The following is a 20078-nucleotide window of genomic DNA, read 5'->3' as shown; positions in this document are numbered from 1 at the left end:
TTAACCTCTCATTCTTCTTTTTAAAATAGCTTCCCCGCGTTCAATCAATGCTTGTTTGTCAATATCGCTAAATGGTTCTAAGAAACGATTGGCTTTAGGGTTCATATACAAATCACTTAATGCATCTTCAAGAATGGTATCATCTTGCAAAATATCATCGTTGAATTCATTAGCTAATGCTATTTCAGAGTCTTGTTCAAAAAAGACATTTAACTGTTCGATAAAAATAAAGTTTGTTTGGTTTTCTTCAAATTCTTGAATAAGCTGGATAACTTGATTGATTTCATCTTGTTTTAGAACGTCATCATGTTTAACATAAACATCTAATTGATAAAATGCTTTTCCTTCAGTACGCACACTATCTTTGAATTTTTGAATGGCTTCATATAAAGCATGTTTACCTTGAGCTTGTGTTTCAATTACTGCTTTTTCAAAACGTATGTACTGTGTAGGTTTAAAAGTAGCCTGCAATTTAGACTCATCGCCTTCAACAAGCAAATATCCTTTCTCACCTTTTTCTTTGAAGTGACGAGCTTGTATGTTTCCTGAATAATGTATTTGAGAAAGTTCACTAATCATTGCTCTTTCGTGAATATGTCCTAATGCCCAATAATGATATAACTTACTATTTAAGTCTTCAATATTAAATTCCGTATATCTCTTCTTTACATTCGAAGCTTGCGAATAAGTCCCATGTAACACACCAATATGTATACCTCTATTACCTGTTGATTCTGGATATTCATCTACTTTGTTCTCGTAACTTTGATCTTTTTGGTAGCTAAACCCATGTAAGTATACAACCTGACCGTTTTTTGTAATGAGTTGATGCGTAGATACTTGGTCGGTGAATACTGTAACGTTTTCTGGCCATACAGTATGAACACCTATTGATAATGGATCATGGTTACCATGTATGATATATACAAATATTTGTTCTTGTTCTAGTCTAATAAATTGCTCTCTTAGAAACACTTCTGCTCTAAGCGTTCTATTATCTTGATCAAATAGATCTCCTGCAATGACAACAAAGTCTACTTGCTCTTTAATAGCTTCATCCACAATTTTTGTGAAGCTATAATAAGCACTTTGTTTAACATCTTTTAAAATAGAAGGGCTTAAATAATGTCTAGACTTAAATGGACTATCAAGGTGTAAATCCGCACAATGTATAAATTTAATCATATACCTAACCTCTTTCAATATTAGCTCATTTCTTAATTATTTTATTCAAGCTCAAACAATAGAATAATCAGATTTAATAAAGACTTTTAATGCTTTAATTTTACCATATTCCGCGGCTGTACGATACATTGGACAGGTAAGAAAGCCGTTATAACAAAATAAAAAAGTGGCTGGGACATTAACATCCCAGATTAACTTAAAAGAGCGTAAATTCTTTAAAAAATAAGAATTTACGCTCTTTTTACTATAGTTTTTAATTTTGGTAGCTCTAAGAGCTACCATTTTTCTTATGTTTGTTGCCATTAAGGCAATCCCTAATTCACGTTTCACTTTTGTTTTCCCTCTAAGAGAAACTCGAGTGAAACCCAAAATAGCCTTCAAATATCCAAAAACTGGCTCTACATCAATCTTTCTTTGTTTGTAGATTTTTTCAGTTTCAGGTTTTGAAAGCAACTTTTGTGTCATATGTTTAAAGTATTCCCACACATTGTTTTTCATTATCTTTTTATTTGTACTCTGGTATGCATTTTTTCTACATAAATCAAATAGTTCGCAGTTATTACAATTATCACTTTCATATAACTTGAAATCTCGTTTATATTTATACTTATCGATTCGATAAGTATATCGTTTGAATGGCAATCTGCGATTGCTTGGACATATGATTTCATCTCTAAGTTCATCATACTTCCAATTTTGTGTGTTATATATGTTTTCTTTATATTTCTTGGTTTGTTCTTTTAAGTACATACTATAAGTTATCAATGGTGTTCTGTTAAATTCATCGAGAATCGTTTTATAATTTTCCTCACTGCCGTAGCCAGCATCTGCGACAATATAGTTTGGTAGATTAAAATAGTTATTTCTAATATTATTTAAAAATGGTGTAAGTGTTCTAGTATCAGTTGGATTAGGAAATATGTCATAAGATAAAACGAATTGTGAATTTGTTGCGATTTGTAAATTGTATCCTGGTTTTAATTGTCCGTTCATCATGTGGTCATCTTTCATTCTCATAAAAGTTGCATCATGATCTGTTTTAGAATAGCTATTTCTTTCACCTAACATATCCAATTGTTTTTTATACTTTATTTGCCTATTGATATTTTCACTTAACAACTTTTTAGTCTTTTTTATTTCCGTTCTTTCTGAACGCATCGTTTTTCGTTCTGCTACATCTTTAGAGTTGCTAATATCATTGTTTAAATCTTCGATTTTTTCTTCTAATCTGTTTTTGAATTCATAAAGTGTTTCAAGTGTAATATCTTGGGTCTCATCTTTTAACTCAGGTATTACTTCATTTACAATGGCTTCACGATAGATTTCTCTCGATTGTTCAACTACTTTTTTATTAAATCTTTCTGTGTTTTTTCTCCAAACAAAAGTGTATTTATTGGCATTTGCTTCAATCTTAGTACCGTCTATATAAATACTTTCCTCATCAATAAGGTTTTGTTCTATGAGTTGTGTTCTAAAATTTATAAATAGTGATTGTAATAATCGATCAATTATAGGATTAACTCTGAAACGATTTATCGTTCGATAAGAAGGTGTTTGATTCTGTGACAACCACATCATACGAACACTGTCTTTAAGAAGACTTTCAATTCTTCTTCCAGAAAAAACAGATTGTGTATATGAATAAAGTATAATCTTTAACATTAATTTAGGGTGATATGAGGATGCACCACGAACGTGAGTAAATTCGTAGAATTCTTCATTAGGTATGGTTTCTACGATTTGATTTACAAAATGAGCAATATCATTTTCTGGAATTAAAACTTCAATATCTAGTGGTAGAGTTAATTGAGACATGTTATAATTTTTATACATAGAGCACCTCGTTAATTTAGTTTTTGTTGTGATTAATTAAATTATACGAAAGTGCTTTATTTTTTTGTATAAGAATGGCTATTTTGTCACGATTTTGTAAAGTGCTGACGCCCGGGGGAATAGTATGCGTGAGAGACTACAGGCTCGAGCCATACCCCCAGGCAAGCATGCACGCACAAAATCGTAGATTTTATAAATAAAGGAAAGAGAGCTAATCCGAAAATTATGGATTAGCTCTCTTTATTTGAGGTTAGGACATTTATGTCCCAGACTCTCACAAGAATTATAACGTATTAACCTTCTTGATTTTCTTCAAGGCTACCATAGATATCTTCTAATGGTCTCATGATAACGCGGTTTAAATCTTGAATTAATTGACTCATAGCTTGTTCAGCTTGCATTAATTCAGCGATTGTATCATTTTGTTCAATTTCTTGAGCAGATTTTTGAGCTCTAGCGATATCTAATTCTGAAATTTCTTCGCCTTGCATTTGTTTAGTTTGTAATTCTAATTGAACTTCACGGAATTCATCGAATAACTGTTTAGTTTCTGGATTAGCATTAACTTTTTCGTATTGTTCTTTAATTTTGTTATATTCTTCACTTTCACGTAAAGTTTGTTCTAGTTCATTCGCTTTGTCGTAAATGTTTACTTCTGCCATAATTAATTCGCTCCTATAATAAATAAATGTATTAGAATATCAATTCCAATAACACTGTATCATAATTCTAGATCTTATACAAAAATAGCGATTATTCCTTGGAATAATCCTATTATCCCACCTAATACAAATCCTAGTAATGTAATTAATTTCAACTCTTTATTAGATATCTCTATGACTAATTTTTCTAAGTAAGATAACTCGAATTTATCTATTTGATTTTTAATTAATTCAGCCAACTTCATACGTTCTAAAATTAAGCTGATGTTATCTCCTACTTTTCGTACCATATACTCAATAAATCTTTCAGTACCTTCACCTTCCATATAACTGAATAATTTCGGTACTAATTCATAAAGCGGCGTGTTTAAATATTTATTAATATTAATAGATTCTGTTAATTCTTCAGCTATTAATAATTTCGTTTTGTCTTTTCTTTCTATTGTAAGAACATCTTTTAATGGCTTAGACATCCATTTTTCATATTGCATCTGAACTTGTAAATTTATCATGGTTTCAATTTTTTCTTGTTTAATAACATTTCTTAACTCATTTTTAACTTTATAAACGATATCTTCAGTTGTCATAAACATTTGAATCATGCCAACCATTTTACCTTTTTGTTCGAAAAATTCTTCTACCATTAAATAAATGTCTTGTTCGCCTTTTTCTGATGATAAATATTGATCAATTTTATTTAATATTTCAGGCGTTACGCGATCAACTTGGCGACTCAATTGCTCAAATATTTCTTCTGGAATTAGATTTTGTAGCTCATCATTTTTATGTGTTTCGTAATATTTATCAACTTTCTGTTGAATCGTCGCCTCAAGCGTTTCATTTATTTTTTCTTCTAATGGATAATCAATTCGATCAACAAAATCTTGAATCGTATACTTTTGCTCTTTCAAAGTATTGAATTGGATTTTGATTGTATCTTCAAGTACATGTTTTGTACTAGGATTAACAAGTTTTTCTTTAAACACTTCTGGTGTTAAGAGGTGTTTTGTAACCATTTCTCCTACTTTTTCCGATAGTTCATTTCTTCTTTTAGGTATTAACCCTGGCGTGAATGGTAATTTATAACCAAACAGTCTTATTTCATGGTATGGATGGAATAACATTTTAATGGCAATAAAGTTCGTAAAGCCACCAATTATCGCTCCAATAACCATCATACTTATAATTGTTAAAATTGTTGACATGGGAATTCTCCTTCTAAAAAAGCTACTTCTATAGAATAATCTAAGAAGTAGCTTTTAACAAATATTATACAAATAATGATTGTGTTTTACGTAAGAAATATGTTTCTGCTTCACGTTTTTTAGCAGTACCGAAGATAGGTTGACGTTCTTCATTTAATACTCTATACAAATCTGATTTTTTGTTAGATTGTAAAATATGTCCTGATTTAGAATCAAGTGTTACCCAATAAATATCACTAGTGTTGTCATGATTTGGATAAGCACAATGATGGCGAGATATAATTTGAATAACTTCTAATGGATCACAACCAAAAGTAGTGTTTAATACATCTGAATCTCTAAATAATGCACATATAGACACACATGTTGTCCAGTTAGGTAATACTCTCTCTTTTTCAATTTGTACTAAAGTTTTCTTAGATAATCCTACTGTATTCGCCATTGTATCTTGAGTATAACCTGCCTCAATACGAACCATTTTAAATTTTGTTTGGATTATCGTTGTAAATGTCTGTTTATCCATCTATATCTACCTTTCTTCTTAATATATATTATTAATTGATTTTATATGTTGCAAAAATACACGATTTTTTCAAGCACAAGTATCATCATAATACATTTTGAGACAAAATAAAAGAGGTAAATTGAATTTAATATCAATTTACCCCTTTAATACGTTAAATTATGATTCTTTTACGAACTTTGATTTTTCTCTTTCAGATAAAATTAACGCACATGCAGCATCGCCTGTAATATTTACAGATGTTCTCGTCATATCAAGTAGTCTATCAATACCTAATATAATACCGATTGCTGCGGGGTCTAAACCAACCGATGTCAGTACCATTGCTAACATAACAAGGCCAACACCTGGTACACCTGCTGTACCAATTGAGGCTATAACCGCAATTACGACAACAGTAGCCATTTGCATCACTGATAAATCCACTCCTGAAACTTGTGCAATGAATATGGTAGCTACACCTTGCATAATAGCTGTACCATCCATGTTTATAGTTGCACCTAAAGGTTGAACGAAGGAACTAATTTCCTTTCTCACACCCATTTCTTTCGTACATTCTAATGAAATTGGTAACGTTGCGTTAGAACTAGATGAACTAAATCCAACTGTCATAGCTGGGAAGAACATTTTAAAGAACCAGAATGGATTTTTATGAGCTAGTACTTTAACTGCCCCACCATATATAACAAAGAAATGTACAGCTAATGCTAGTAGTACAACAAAGAAATACATTCCTAGTTGTTTAATCGCACCAAAACCAGCGTTAGTAAATGCTGTCGCGACAAGTCCAAATGTTCCAATTGGCGCAAAGTAGTTCATAATCATTGTAACGATATACATCAGTATATCGTTTGTCTGCTCGAAAACTTTTTTTACCGCTTCTACTTTTCGACCAAGCTCTATCATACCGATACCAATAAAGATTGCAAATGTAATAATTGGTAACATATCTTGTTCAACCATAGATTTCATTGGATTTTGTGGGAACAAGTTAATTAATGTTTGGTCAAATGTTTGATTCTCTGGCGCAGCTGCATCACCGGATTTGGCTTTTTGTTCAGCACCATATTTTTTAACATCATCACTATTTAATAAATCTGATTGTCCTACACCTGGTTTAAATACTAAAGCTAACAGCATTGCTATTATAATAGCGATTGCTGTTGTACATAAAAAGAATGTTACTGTTTTCAATCCTATGCCACCAAGTAGTTTAGGATCACCTACACCTACTACACCAAGTACAATAGATACAAACACTACTGGTACTACAAGCATAAAGATTAAATTTAGAAATATTTGACCGAGCACATTAAATACATATTGATTTGTGTTTTGTACAAAGTCCGCTCCTGCGAACATATTAAATATTGAACCAATCGATATACCTAGTACTAAGGCTATTACAATTTTTAAAGTTAAATTCTTTTTGACCTTCATATACAAACTACCCCCTATAAAATAGTGAAATTATATCTCCCATGTAACACATTATACTTTAAGCGCTTTCATTTTGTAAATTTATTTTTTAAATAACTTATAAAAATACGAGTAAATATTGAATCGTTCAATACATACTCGTATCAATATTAGTCTTTAATTGATTAATTGATGTTCCATAGCATATACTGCAGCTTGAGTTCTGTCTGAAACTTTTAATTTATTTAGTATATGACTAACATGTGTTTTAATCGTTTTTTCTGAAACAAAAAGTGTATCTGCAATTTCTTTATTTGTTTTACCTTTAACCATTTCTGCTAATACTTCGAGTTCTCTTTTAGATAATTTATTTTCTCGATGTGGCTTTTGTGAACTTTCAGTAATAATAGATTGTACTTTTGGATGAATGCTTTTTTCACCTTTTAATACCGATCTAATTGTTTGAATCAGCGCTTCAGGTTCTACGTCTTTTATTTCATAGCCGTCAGCCCCTTTATCAAGTGCAGAAATAACATGTTCTTCATCATAAAAGCTTGTTAATACTAATATTTTGATATTCGGATATTTCTTCTTCACTATTTCAGTTATTTCTATACCATTCATTTCAGGCATCACTAGATCTAATAGTACAATTTCCGGCGTTTCATGATTTTCCAAGTAATCTAGTAATAAAGCGCCACTAGAAAAATCAGCAAGAATATCATAATCCGGAACAGTATCTAATAGAAATCTTAAGCCTTGTCTCACAATATGATGATCATCTACCAAGATTATTTTATAACTCATGTACGATGCCCCTAACATTTATAGTGGAATGGATATACTAATTTCCGTTCCTTTATTCAATTCAGAGTTAATGACGATATGCCCTTTCATAACTTGAACACGTTGTTTCATATTTTTTAATCCATGTGATAAACTATTTTCTAATTTATTGCTTTCGAATCCTTTTCCTTCATCTATAATGCGCGACTTAAATTCATTTTTATTTTGCTCTAAATAAATTTTCGCACGATTTTGCCCAGAATGTTTATTAATATTATTTAAAGATTCTTGAATAATGCGATACACATTCTCTTCTATCGTATTAGGTAAGTCTATTAAACCTTCTACTTCAAATTCTGGCTCAATATGGATAAATTGACTATATTGCTTTATGGCGGCTATCAAACCTTGTTCTAAACCAATTGGCTTTAATTGCCAGATAAGGGCTCTCATTTCATTTACAGCACTTTGACTCGTATCTTCTATAGTTTGAAAAGCTTCTTTAGCTGCTTGTTGATCGTTTAATCCTTTAGCAGCATGAGCAGTAATTTTTAAAGAGAATAACATCTGATTAACAGAATCGTGCAAGTCTCTAGCAAGCCTATTTCTTTCGTTAATACGTGCCGCTTCCTTCTCTTGATCCGTTAAAATGATACGCTTAATGGCTGACCCAATTTGAAACGCTACTGATTCTAGTAATTCTAAATCTTCTTCAGAGTATCGTTTCGTATGAGGTGTGGCAATATTCAACAATCCGAATTGTTCATTACCTGACCTAAGTGGTACAGTTGCATGATGTGTTATACCATCCGTTTTATCGTGATGCTCTTTAGTAGATTTTACAATTCTCGAGCACGTAATAATATTCGATGCTTTAGTTAATTTTTTATTTTGATATGCAGTAACACACCAACACGTACCCTCAGTCATATATTGGCAGTTATTGTGCGTTAATGCTGGTGGTAAGGCTTCTTCTGCAACTAACTCATGTTTGCCATCTTCATCTATAAAAAAGATCCAACCAGTGTGAAAATTACTGCCATTTACTAATTTTTTTAAGGCACCATGCATCATGCTGTACATCTCTGTCTCTTCATTCAAAAATTCTGCTATTTCTTTTAAGAGGCTTGTACGTGTTGGTTTTTCCATCTACATCACCTTTATTATTATTGAGTATGCGTTACATTATAGACATCATGTCTTCTATCTCTAAGATGTCTAACTGTTCCATTTTCTCTACCTCTTCTTAATACTTCTAAATCTATCTCGCCTATAGCTACCATTTCTAGATTTTCGCCTGTTTCTCCGACGATACCGTCACGTGCAAATCCGTAATCTGATGGTGAATAAATAGCTGAAGCACTGTATTGGATATCCATATTTTCAGTTTGAGGTAAATTACCACAAGTTCCTGATGTAACAGTATAAATTTGATTCTCGATCGCTCTTGCCATACAGCAATATTTAACACGTAAATAACTTTGTCTATCTTCAGTTGAGAACGGTGTAAATATAATTTTCGCACCTTTTTCAGTTGCTATTCTAGCCATTTCAGGGAACTCACTATCATAACAAATTTGAATTGCTATTTTGCCGCAATCAGTATCGAACACTTCTACACCATTACCTGGTGATACGCCCCACCACTTTCTTTCATTTGGTGTTACATGTATTTTGTATTGCTTTTCTATAGAGCCATCTCGACGGAATAAATAAGAAATATTATAAATATCTTCGCCTTCTTCTACGAAATGTGAGCCACCAATAATATTAATATTGTATTTCATCGCAAATTGATTAAACATTTCAATATATTGAGAAGTATAAGTCGTTAATTTTCTAATTGATTCTGCTGGATTACTTTGTTCATCAAAGCTCATGAGTTGTGTCGTTAAAAGTTCAGGGAACACGATAAAATCGCTATCTGCATCATATGCAACATCTATAAAATATTCAATTTGGTTTGCAAATTCATCGAAAGAATTAATTTTACGCATCATATAGTTTACAGTACATATTCTAACAGGTTCACTCGTTTTAAAACGAACATTACTTCGAGCTATGTAATCAGGGTTATTCCATTCCATTAAAGTGGCATATTTCATACTTTTTACATCATCATTTAAATAATTAGGGTTAATACGCATTAACGTAAAATCATTCATCAGTTGGAAAGTTAATACTGGATCTTTGATTCTATGTTTAATGACACCTTGTACATATTCTCTCGGAGTTAACTCATCACTGTATTCATGATAGTTCGGAATTCTGCCTCCGATGATGATACTTTTTAAGTTCAATTCATATGCAATTTCACGACGTGCTTCATATAATCTTGCGCCGACTTTCATCCCTCTATATTCAGGGTGAACCATAACTTCAATACCATATAAATTGTGACCGTGGTCATTATGATTTGTTATATAACCGTTGTTCGTAATACTATCCCACGTATGTCTATCATCATATTCATCAAAGTTAATGATCAGTGATGAGCATGATCCTATAATTTCGCCTTCAAATTCAACGACCATTTGACCTCTTGGAAACATTTTTAAGTGACTTTCTAAATGTCCTCTTTCCCAAGGTTCCATACCTGGAAAGCATTTAGATTGCAGTTCAATGACTTCATCTATATCTTCAAAAGTCATTTGTCTCGTATGAATACTTACATTAAATTCATTATTATCGATCGATTTTGACATGAATGATACTCCTTATCTATTTTTCTTGTTATACTAATTATAACTTATTTTTAGTTACAATATAATTTTTCCCGATTTTACGAGAAATATTCCTGGAGGATACTATGCAAATTACAATACCATCAAAATATGAAGGCCAAACAATTGAAGAAATGTTCAAATCTTTACACCTTCCAAAAAAAGAACTACACCTTTTGAGAATGTCAAAAGAGATTACGATAAATGATCAAGCGAGCGCTTTAAGAGACTCGTTAAGTGAAGGTGATAAACTGAGCATACCCGTTTTTAATGAGACGAGTCAGTATGTTCCTAGTTATCGTTTAGCTGAAGTTAAGTATGAAGATGAATACTTAGCTATCGTCGTTAAACCTAAAGGTGTAAAGACTCACCCTAATGATTTAAAAGAAGCAAACACACTTATGAATCATGTCATTTATACTTTAGATTCAGATTATGCAGAACCAGTTCATAGATTAGACCAAGAAACAGTTGGTTTATTACTTATCGCAAAACACCCAATTGCTAAAAAGATACTGGATCACATGCTAGAAGACAGAAAAATTACAAGAACATATAAAGCAGAAGTCGATAGTCATTTACCGCTTAAACCACAAACGATAGATATGCCAATTGGTAAGGATAAATTCCATCCGAACAAAAGACGTGTCTCACCAACCGGTCAACGTGCGATTACACACATTATCGAAAGTCATATGATTGATGAACGCACAGCAGAAGTTGAGCTTAAATTAGATACTGGTAGAACCCATCAAATCCGTGTTCATTTAACAGAAATAGGACACCCTGTTGTTGGAGATCCTTTATATAACAACAGTAAACTTAGACAATTACAATTACACAGTTATAAAATTGAATTCGAACATCCATTTAAAGATGAACTCGTATCTGTTACGTTAGATGATTAATTCACAACAACATAAAAAGCTGCCAATAAAGTCTCTGACCTTATTGGCAGCTTTTTATGTTGTTGAATTTCATCGTTTTAATCGTTCTTTAAACTTGTTTATGAAGTTATTTTTTTTACTTCTTACTGGTTTTCCAATGGTAATTTGTGATTGTCTCATTTCTTTAGCACTTAACATTGCTTCGTCCATCAACATTTCTTGTGAATTCATACGTTTATTTCCTGCATCATTGTATCGATATTCACCTTTAGAATTTTGAATGCGTCCTTTTAAACCATCGTTTAATTGTAAATTGATGATCTCTTTTAAACGTTTTACTAAATTAGGATCAAGAATTGGAAATAATATTTCTACACGTTTAATCATGTTTCTCGTCATCATATCTGCTGAAGAGAGATACATTTTTTCTTCACCGTTATGGAAGAAGTAATATATTCTAGAGTGCTCTAAAAATCTTCCTACTATACTTATAACTTCGATATTTTCACTGACACCTTTAATACCTGGTTTTAAGCAACAAATCCCCCGTATAATGAGTTTAATCTTTACGCCACATTGCGCAGCTTCGAATAATTTTTTAATAACTTTTTTATCAGTTAATGAGTTCATCTTAGCTATAATAAGTCCGTTGCCATGCTCTTTATGCGATTTTATTTCTTGTTCAATATGTTCTACGAAGAAGTCTCGTATTTCAAATGGTGCAACGATCAGCTCATTATACTCAGGTTTTAAGGAATAACCGCTTAAATAGTTAAAGAAATTAATCGCATCTTTTCCTATTTTAGGATTCGTCGTAATGATACCCATATCCGTGTAAATCTTAGCTGTTTTATCATTGTAATTTCCAGTACCTAAATGTACAAATGGCGTTACTTTTCCATTTACTTTTTTGATAACGAGCGTTATTTTACTGTGCGTTTTGAGGAAAGTCATACCATATATGACGTTACAACCTGCATCTTCTAGCATTCTCGCCCATTGCACATTGTTTTCTTCATCAAATCTAGCTTTTAGTTCAACAAGTACTGTAACTTGCTTGCCATTCTCTGCTGCATTCTTGAGTGCTTGGATAATAGGTGAATCACTGCTCACGCGATAAAGTGTTTGCTTAATAGCAAGCGTATTTGGATCTTCTGAAGCCTCTTTAATAAATTCTACTATTGGCTCAAAAGTTTCGTATGGGTGATGGAAAAAGATATCTCTTTCTAAAGATAATTCATAAATATTATTATTATTTAAAGAGGAAGGTAATTGTGGTGTATACGGTTTAAACAATAATTCAGGGTGTAAGTCTTCTAATTGCCCTACTAATGAGAATAAAACTGTTAAATCTAATGGGCCATTTACTCTGTATATATCTTTATTAGTTAATTCTAACTCGTTCATCAAAAATAAACTTTTCACTTCTGTATCGATATGTCTACTATCTATTTCTAATCTTACTGCTGCACCACTTTTTCTTTCTTTTAAAAATCGTTCTATTTCTATTAATAAATCTTCTGCGCCCTCTTCATGAATTGTTAAATCGGCATTTCTCGTCACTCTAAATGTATACGTATTGATGACTTCAAACCCATTAAATAATTGTTCAATAAATAATGAAATCACGTCTTCAAGAAATACGATATATTTGATACCATCATATTCTAACTTAATAATTCTCTCTAATAATGTTGGAACGGGTACTATTGCAGATTTTATTTCTCCATCATTTAATCTAATATCAACAAATAAATTCAGCATTTTATTATTTAATTTTGGAAATGGTCTATACGCATCAATTCCTAATGGAGAAAGCGTTGGCAATATTTCTGTATTAAATTGATTTTGTAGTTGCTCAATTAAAGTTTCTGGTAGTCTTTCAGGTTGTGTAATACATATTTTATAAGCTTTTAACAAATCTTTTAATTCATTAAATCTCTTATATTGAAGCTCGACGTTCATTCTATTTTTCTTTTCAATGCCGGCAAGTTGTTCTTTCGGAGTCATTTGTGCTTTGTTCTCTGGTTCATTAAAATTCATTGCTACTTGGTCTTTTAAACCTGCTACTCTAACCATAAAAAATTCATCTAAATTAGAACTGTGAATAGCTAAAAATTTTAATTGTTCTAGCAATGGATTGTTAGAATCAATTGCTTCTTCAAGAACACGATAATTAAAGTCTAGCCAACTTAACTCTCTGTTGTTGTAATACTCTGGATTGTCTAAATAAAATTGTTCCGCTTGTGCTTCCATAATTACCTCACCCTTTACATATTTCCGTTCATCATTAAAAACTCATACTGTTTTATTAAAACGTATAATTGTTAATCCTGTGTGAATATTATATTAAGTTTTTTCGAAAGTAATTTTTCTAGATGCTTTTTCTGTCTTTCTGATTGATATTCTTCTGCAATTGGGTCTGTTACATATTTTACTTTTAGTTCAAATTCATTTTTCTTTTCAATGAGTTCCATCGATTCTATACAATCTGTATTTGAAACATTTAATGCATTAGCAAATTTTATAATACCGCCAAGTTTTTGAATGAGTTCAATTTCACCATCTTTAAACCAAGACGTTTCTTTAACATAAAACTTGAGTAATGTTTTATTTTTAAAGCTTGATAAAAGTGCTAATTTAACGCGTTCTTTATGCGATAAACCATTAATACTTGAATTAGCGATAATATAATACGTGTGTTGAGAGCTGGAGTCTGCATCAATGAAAGAACCTAAATAATATAAATAAGCCGCTTCTTTAAATAATTCTCTGTCTTCTTTAGAAACTTCAAAACCAGTTATATCGATTACTTTATTCAGTAAATCTTCGGCTAATCTCATACGTTGCTTACCATTTGATGCATGTATATTGTATTCATTAGCTAAATATTTTAAAGCATCTGAGGTTACTTTATCCTTATTGAAAGATTTAGGGAATTCTTCTTCTAACCTTGTCATAACAACACCTTCACGTAACCCTTTTCTCGAGAAAGTATATCGTGTAGCGTTGGAAATTTCATACAGTGCATTAAATACGATGGAACTTGGGATAATAATATCTGTGCGATCTCTACTCAAACCATCTAAATCTTTCAAATCACTTTTATCTGATTTTTTCAAGACTTCATAAACTTCTTCTAAATCTTTTTTAGTCATATCATATCCGTGTACACCTGCTATAGGATAGTTGTTTAAAGATTGGTGGATACGTGCATTATTTCGGGCTGAACCACCAATTCCGATGATTGGAACTTTTTTATCTTTAATCCATTTTAGTGATTCAAATTGCTCTTTAACATATTTCTCACATTTTTTTATCGCATTTTTGTCATTATGATCTTTATCGACGAAGAACATTTTTTCCAAAGTTACGACACCGAAAGGAAAACTGATCGCTTCTTTTAATTTTTTATTTTCAAAATAAGTTATCTCAGTAGAACCACCACCAATATCGACTGTTATGCCATTTTCAATATTCAATGTATGTGTCACTGCATAGAATCCGTAAAATGCTTCATCTTCTTCAGGTATTATTTCAATATCTAAATTTGTCTTAGCTTTTACTTTTTCAATTATTTGATTAATATTTTGTGATTGTCTAACTGCTGCTGTTGCGGCAGGTACAAGTTCTTCAACATGAAATTTCTTGGCAACTTTTTTAAAGCTATTTAAAGTCTCTACTAGGACGTTTATACCTTCTTCATTCATATTTTTATCTTCATCTAAATATTGACTTAAACGAGCAGGTGTCTTTACGTTTTGTAATTCATTTAAACCTGTTTCTTTAGAATACTCAAAAATAACGAGCCTTATAGTGTTGGAACCTATATCTATTAATCCTAACCTTTTCATAAATTGCCTCCAGGAATATATTTTGATACATAAAAAGGTGCTTATAGCACCTTTTTATGTTCTTTATATTTATGTCTTATAGCTGCTACTATTTTTGAGAGCTTATCATATCTTCTGGTTTAATCCATTCATCAAACTGTTCCTCAGTTAAATGTCCTGATTGTATAGCTGATTCTTTCAATGTTAAGCCATTTTTATGAGCATTTTTCGCAATTGCTGCTGCATTTTCATATCCAATATGTGGATTTAATGCTGTAACTAACATTAATGATTGATTTAAATATTTATCAATATTTTCTTCAATCGGTTCAATACCTACAGCACAATTGTTGTTAAATGTTTCAATTCCATCTGTTAATAAATATATTGATTGTAACGCGTTATATAAAATAACTGGTTTAAACACGTTTAATTCGAAGTTACCTTGTGAAGCAGCAATGCCTACAGCTGCATCATTACCAAGGACTTGAACAGAGACCATCGTTAACATTTCACATTGAGTTGGATTTACTTTACCTGGCATAATAGAAGACCCAGGTTCATTTTCAGGTATAGAAATTTCAGCTAACCCAGCTCTTGGCCCTGATGCTAACCATCTTACATCGTTGGCAATCTTCATTAAATCACTTGCTAATGCTTTTAATGCACCATGCACGTAGACAACTTCATCATGAGCAGTTAAAGCATGGAATTTATTTTCAGATGATACAAACGGATATCCTAATTGTTCTGCAATTTGTTTAGCTACTTTATCGCCAAATTCAGGATGTGCATTTATACCAGTACCTACAGCTGTACCACCAATTGCTAAGTTTAATAATTGACCTTTAGATTGATTTAATAATGTCTCACATTTATCTAACATATATCTCCAACCACTAACTTCTTGACCTAAAGTTAACGGCGTTGCATCTTGTAAGTGTGTTCTACCAATTTTAATAATATCTTTAAACGATTCTTCTTTCTCTTTAAAAGTATCTCTTAAAGTACTTAAAGCTGGTAATAATTTAGACTCAATTTCATGATACAGCGCAACATGCATAGCAGTAGGATATGTATCGTTTGAGCTTTGAGACATATTTACGTGGTCATTCGGATGAACACTTTCTTCTGAACCTTTGTCTTTTAAATATTCATTTGCAACAAAGCTTACAACTTCATTCACGTTCATGTTACTTTGTGTACCACTACCTGTTTGCCAAACAACTAATGGAAAATGATCATCTAATTTTCCTTTTAAAATTTCATCAGTTGCATAGACGATTGCATCTTTCTTATCGTCCGATAATTTACCAAGATCATGGTTTGAAATTGCAGCTGCTCTTTTTAAATGCGCAAAACCATATATCACTTCGATAGGCATTTGTTCTTTACCTACTGGGAAATTTTGTTTACTTCTTTGTGTTTGCGCTTTCCAATACTTGTCACTTGGTACTTTTATTTCACCAAAAGTATCATGTTCGATTCTGTAACTCATTCTTATTACGCCCCTTTATTTCTTGTATTCATCACTCTTTATTCATCTTTATTATATCTTATAAAGCCTTTTATTTAAACTCTCAGTTGTCAGAAAATTAAATTTTTCACAAAAAAGACTGTCACAATGGACAGTCTCAGTGTGTCGACAAAGTCTTAGACATTACCGGCATTTTTTATGCGCATGCTTTCCGCGGGCATGTTCTCAGCCTGTAGTCTTCGAATCATGCTGTCCCCGCAGGAGTCAGCGCTAAAAAAATACCAAATATTAAAAATTCATATTATAAAATAGATAAAATTTTATTTAGGAGTTGATTCTATGTTGAATTTTATTTTGACTTTATCAAGTCAGGGCTCACTTGATAAATAGAACCCTCGAATTTATCATGTCAGGGCTCACTTGATAAATAGAACCCTCGAATTTATCATGTCAGGGCTCACTTGATAAATAGAACCCTTGAATTTATCATGTCAGAGCTCACTTGATAAATAGAATCCTCGAATTTATCATGTCAGGACTCACTTGATAAATAGAACCCTTGAATTTATCATGTCAGGATCCACTTGATAAATAGGAAACAATCTTTATACTTTTTCTCCACGATTTTGCAAAGTGCTGACGCCCGGGGGAATAGTATGAGTGAGAGACTACAGGCTCGAGCCATACCCCAGGCAAGCATGCACTTTCAAAATCGTAAGATTTTAAAAAATATCATAATGTTTACTAAAAAACAGCCAACAAGTTCACTTTAAGTGACTTTGTCGACTGTCTAAGACTGTCACAATGGACAGTCTTTTAACTTTAGTCAACTTATTATAATTAAAATTCATCTAATCAGTTCAAGTTATGAGTCTTGTTCTTCTTTCTTTTCTTCATATGCTTCGTCGTTCTGTTCTGAAATTTGTTCCATTTCTTTACCTAGCTCTTTTACATCATCTAAGTCTTGAACCATTTCATTTTCTTCTTCAGGATGTTTATTCAAAAGTTTCACCTTCTTATGAAAATTGAATTGAGAAGTAAGATCTAACGTCTTCTGGCAATCCTTGTGCCGCTTCGTTATCTAATAAAACTGTGACCATTCTATGTTGTTTTAATTTTGCTGATTCAACTGAACCATTTGCTGGCTCTTCATATAATTGACTCACTGCTTTAGCTTTTTCTTTACCTGTAACAAGTACAATAACTTCTCTAGCTGGATGTATCGCTTGATTATAATCCAATCCAGTTCTACTATCTTCAGTTAAAGTAATGACATCTAACATCAATTTATTTTTCTTTTTATCAGTGTTCACTTTATCTTTGATAAATGATTCTACATCACTACCGACATCAGTTTTTAAGACTTGTTTTTTTGGTACACCTAATTCTGTGTAGTAATCTTCTTTACCATCAAAATCTAAAACATGAATTTGGCTAAAGTTCACTGGATTTTTCTTTACGTCATCTAATAATTCATCAAAAAATGAAGTGTTTTCTGCATCTAAGTGAATACCAACTACTGAAGTACTATCTGAATTAAATTGTTTACGAACTACATCTGCAGCGTAACGTGCAGCGATATCTTTTGTTTCAAATACTTTAAAGTTTAAAGCCATTTTGTCCACTCCTCATTTCAACTTATCTATTTTCTAAATCATAATCTTCATTCATTATCTATAATATACCCTTTTTTAATGGTAGTTAAAACATTTAATTCTGAATCAACTACAACAAGGTCTGCTTGCTTGCCAACTTTGATTGAACCGAGTCTATCATCTACATGTAATCGTATAGCTTGATTTAAACTAGTAGTACGCCACGCTTCTTCAAGTGACACGTTTGCAAAGTCCATTAAATTTTTCAATCCTTTATTCATCAACAATATACTTCCTGCTAATGATCCAGATTTCAATCTTGCTTCATTATTTTCAACATAAACGTCTTGTCCACCGAGATCGTATTTACCTTCTGACATACCTTTAGCTCTCATCGCATCAGTTATAATACAAAAGTTCTCATTCCCTTTTGCTAAATAAGCTAATTTAACTGCAGCTGGATGTGAATGAATACCATCAACAATCACTTCTGTTGTCAGTCGTTCATCTGTCAGTGCAGCACCGAACACACCTGGTTCTCTATGTGTAAAAGTTGTTTGTGCATTATATAAATGCGTTATATGTTTAAGACCGTTTTCTACCGATTCTTCAATGCCATTAAAATCTGTTACAGTGTGACCTGCAGAAAAAATCACTTCATTGTTTAATTGTTTGATCGTTTCTGCTGCCCCTTCTACTTCAGGAGCAATTGTTACGATTTTAATATTCCCGTTCGCTTTATCTTGAAAGTCATTGAATTTTTGAACTGAAGGTCTCGCAACAAATGCTGGATTTTGAGCGCCAACTTTATATTCAGATATAAATGGACCTTCTAAATGTACACCTAAAATTTCTGCGCGTTTTTCATCTAGCTGTTTATAATTCGCAACATTTTCTAATGCATCGCTTACCGCTTCAGCTGATTGCGTCATTGTAGTCGCAAGAAAACTTGTCGTTCCTTCTGATAACAATTTCTCTGATAATATGTTTAATGCTTCTGGTGTAGCATCCATAGCGTCTTGTCCGTAGCCACCGTGTATATGTATATCTATGAAGCCAGGTAGCAAGTGTTGCCCTTTTAAATCTACAGACTGTGCATCACCTTTATACTCGCCTTCTTGAATGTCATATATATATCCATCTCGTACTTCGATATATCCATTTTCTATTTTAGCTGTTTCAGTATACACTTGAGCATTTTTCAAAATATAATGATTCATTTCTAGGTCTCCTTAAAAATGTATTTAAATATCCCTCTAATTCGTATATAATAAAGATAACATAACATTACAAGGGGGCTAATTAAATGAACACGTTATTAATTTGTATGGTTGGTGTAGCATTTATTACTGCGATGTTAACTGCTGGTCGCGATTCTAAGGACTATGGTCTTAAAGAAGAAGATTTAAATAAAGAGCTTGAATCTCTAAAATCAAATAATTAATAACTGAGACCATTGGGCCTCAGTTTTTTTTATGATAAATTAGGATAATTTTGTTGTCTTAAAGCTTCATAAATTAATATAGCAGCCGTGTTAGATAAGTTTAATGATCTTACATTTTCATTCATCGGAATTCTTAAAGCTGTTTCTTTATATTTTTCTTTAACCCAATCAGGAAGTCCTGTCGTTTCTCTACCAAACACAAAATAATGATCTTCTTCTGTGCTACTATAATCAAATTGAGTATGCGGTTGCGTACCAAATTTCGTTAGTAAGTAATAGTTTCCGCCTTCAGTTTTCTCGAAAAATTCCTCAATGCTATCGTAATAAACAATGTTTACAAACTTCCAATAATCCAAACCTGCTCTTCTTAACATTTTATCGTCAGTACTAAATCCTAATGGTCTTATTAAATGCAAAGTAGTATCAGTTGCTGCACAACTACGTGCAATATTCCCTGTATTAGCTGGTATTTCTGGTTGATATAAAACTACATGATTTGTCATATT

General features: G+C 32.0%; 18 protein-coding genes. 2 read left to right on the top strand and 16 right to left on the bottom strand.

The features are described from left to right. From PYW35_RS04735 to PYW35_RS04695, 9 genes are all read right to left on the bottom strand, one after another. Positions 1–1185, bottom strand: coding sequence for a metallophosphoesterase family protein (locus PYW35_RS04735; RefSeq protein ID WP_016912005.1), 1185 nt, complete (start codon positions 1183–1185; stop codon positions 1–3). Positions 1186–1236: 51 nt separating this feature from the next. Then, complete coding sequence (locus PYW35_RS04730) at positions 1237–3018, bottom strand: IS1182 family transposase (RefSeq protein ID WP_233709560.1); 1782 nt, start codon at positions 3016–3018, stop codon at positions 1237–1239. Between the two features lie 293 nt (positions 3019–3311). Continuing rightward, the gene (locus PYW35_RS04725) at positions 3312–3680 is read right to left on the bottom strand and encodes a YlbF/YmcA family competence regulator (protein ID WP_103323112.1); all 369 of its coding nucleotides are present in this window, start codon (positions 3678–3680) and stop codon (positions 3312–3314) included. Between the two features lie 74 nt (positions 3681–3754). Beyond that, positions 3755–4885 (bottom strand): DUF445 domain-containing protein, encoded by a 1131-nt coding sequence (locus PYW35_RS04720; protein WP_103323113.1) that lies wholly within the window; start codon positions 4883–4885, stop codon positions 3755–3757. Positions 4886–4949: 64 nt separating this feature from the next. After that, on the bottom strand, positions 4950–5408 hold the full coding sequence (gene xdrA / locus PYW35_RS04715; RefSeq protein ID WP_016912008.1) for an XRE family transcriptional regulator XdrA: 459 nt from the start codon (positions 5406–5408) through the stop codon (positions 4950–4952). Between the two features lie 159 nt (positions 5409–5567). Then, a complete protein-coding gene (locus PYW35_RS04710) occupies positions 5568–6848 on the bottom strand; it encodes a dicarboxylate/amino acid:cation symporter (protein WP_103323114.1) in 1281 nt (426 codons plus the stop codon). 156 nt (positions 6849–7004) lie between these two features. After that, a complete protein-coding gene (locus PYW35_RS04705; protein WP_016912010.1) occupies positions 7005–7634 on the bottom strand; it encodes a response regulator in 630 nt (209 codons plus the stop codon). 18 nt (positions 7635–7652) lie between these two features. Then, positions 7653–8762 (bottom strand): GAF domain-containing sensor histidine kinase, encoded by a 1110-nt coding sequence (locus tag PYW35_RS04700; RefSeq protein WP_016912011.1) that lies wholly within the window; start codon positions 8760–8762, stop codon positions 7653–7655. Between the two features lie 17 nt (positions 8763–8779). Then, the gene (locus PYW35_RS04695; RefSeq protein WP_103323115.1) at positions 8780–10318 is read right to left on the bottom strand and encodes a bifunctional GNAT family N-acetyltransferase/carbon-nitrogen hydrolase family protein; all 1539 of its coding nucleotides are present in this window, start codon (positions 10316–10318) and stop codon (positions 8780–8782) included. A gap of 104 nt (positions 10319–10422) precedes the next feature. On the opposite strand from PYW35_RS04695, the gene PYW35_RS04690 reads away from it, so the two are divergent. Next, the gene (locus PYW35_RS04690; RefSeq protein ID WP_103323116.1) at positions 10423–11244 is read left to right on the top strand and encodes an RluA family pseudouridine synthase; all 822 of its coding nucleotides are present in this window, start codon (positions 10423–10425) and stop codon (positions 11242–11244) included. Positions 11245–11313: 69 nt separating this feature from the next. On the opposite strand, the gene PYW35_RS04685 is transcribed toward PYW35_RS04690, so the two are convergent. From PYW35_RS04685 to nagA, 6 genes are all read right to left on the bottom strand, one after another. Further along, positions 11314–13479 (bottom strand): RNA degradosome polyphosphate kinase, encoded by a 2166-nt coding sequence (locus PYW35_RS04685; RefSeq protein WP_016912014.1) that lies wholly within the window; start codon positions 13477–13479, stop codon positions 11314–11316. A 71-nt stretch (positions 13480–13550) separates the two neighbouring features. Then, the gene (gene ppx / locus PYW35_RS04680) at positions 13551–15077 is read right to left on the bottom strand and encodes an exopolyphosphatase (RefSeq protein WP_103323117.1); all 1527 of its coding nucleotides are present in this window, start codon (positions 15075–15077) and stop codon (positions 13551–13553) included. 88 nt (positions 15078–15165) lie between these two features. Further along, positions 15166–16554 (bottom strand): class II fumarate hydratase, encoded by a 1389-nt coding sequence (gene fumC, locus PYW35_RS04675; RefSeq protein WP_103323118.1) that lies wholly within the window; start codon positions 16552–16554, stop codon positions 15166–15168. An 844-nt stretch (positions 16555–17398) separates the two neighbouring features. After that, positions 17399–17545 carry an SAS053 family DNA gyrase inhibitor gene (locus PYW35_RS04670; protein ID WP_233709559.1) on the bottom strand — a complete coding sequence of 49 codons (147 nt, stop codon included), beginning with the start codon at positions 17543–17545 and terminating at the stop codon, positions 17399–17401. A 4-nt stretch (positions 17546–17549) separates the two neighbouring features. Beyond that, positions 17550–18149, bottom strand: coding sequence for a 6-phosphogluconolactonase (locus PYW35_RS04665; protein ID WP_016913145.1), 600 nt, complete (start codon positions 18147–18149; stop codon positions 17550–17552). A 47-nt stretch (positions 18150–18196) separates the two neighbouring features. Next, positions 18197–19348 carry an N-acetylglucosamine-6-phosphate deacetylase gene (gene nagA / locus PYW35_RS04660; protein ID WP_103323119.1) on the bottom strand — a complete coding sequence of 384 codons (1152 nt, stop codon included), beginning with the start codon at positions 19346–19348 and terminating at the stop codon, positions 18197–18199. A gap of 86 nt (positions 19349–19434) precedes the next feature. Between nagA and PYW35_RS04655 the strand changes: the two genes are divergently transcribed. After that, positions 19435–19572 carry a hypothetical protein gene (locus tag PYW35_RS04655; RefSeq protein ID WP_016913147.1) on the top strand — a complete coding sequence of 46 codons (138 nt, stop codon included), beginning with the start codon at positions 19435–19437 and terminating at the stop codon, positions 19570–19572. Positions 19573–19601: 29 nt separating this feature from the next. Here the strand turns inward: PYW35_RS04655 and trmL are convergent, their stop codons facing one another. After that, entirely contained in the window at positions 19602–20075 is a 474-nt protein-coding gene (gene trmL, locus PYW35_RS04650; RefSeq protein WP_103323120.1) for a tRNA (uridine(34)/cytosine(34)/5-carboxymethylaminomethyluridine(34)-2'-O)-methyltransferase TrmL, read from the bottom strand. Positions 20076–20078 lie beyond the last annotated feature (3 nt).

Source organism: Mammaliicoccus vitulinus, assembly GCF_029024305.1.
GTDB lineage: Bacteria > Bacillota > Bacilli > Staphylococcales > Staphylococcaceae > Mammaliicoccus > Mammaliicoccus vitulinus.
The sequence above is the reverse complement of the archived record's forward strand: the minus strand, read 5'-3'. Positions and strand labels throughout refer to the sequence as shown.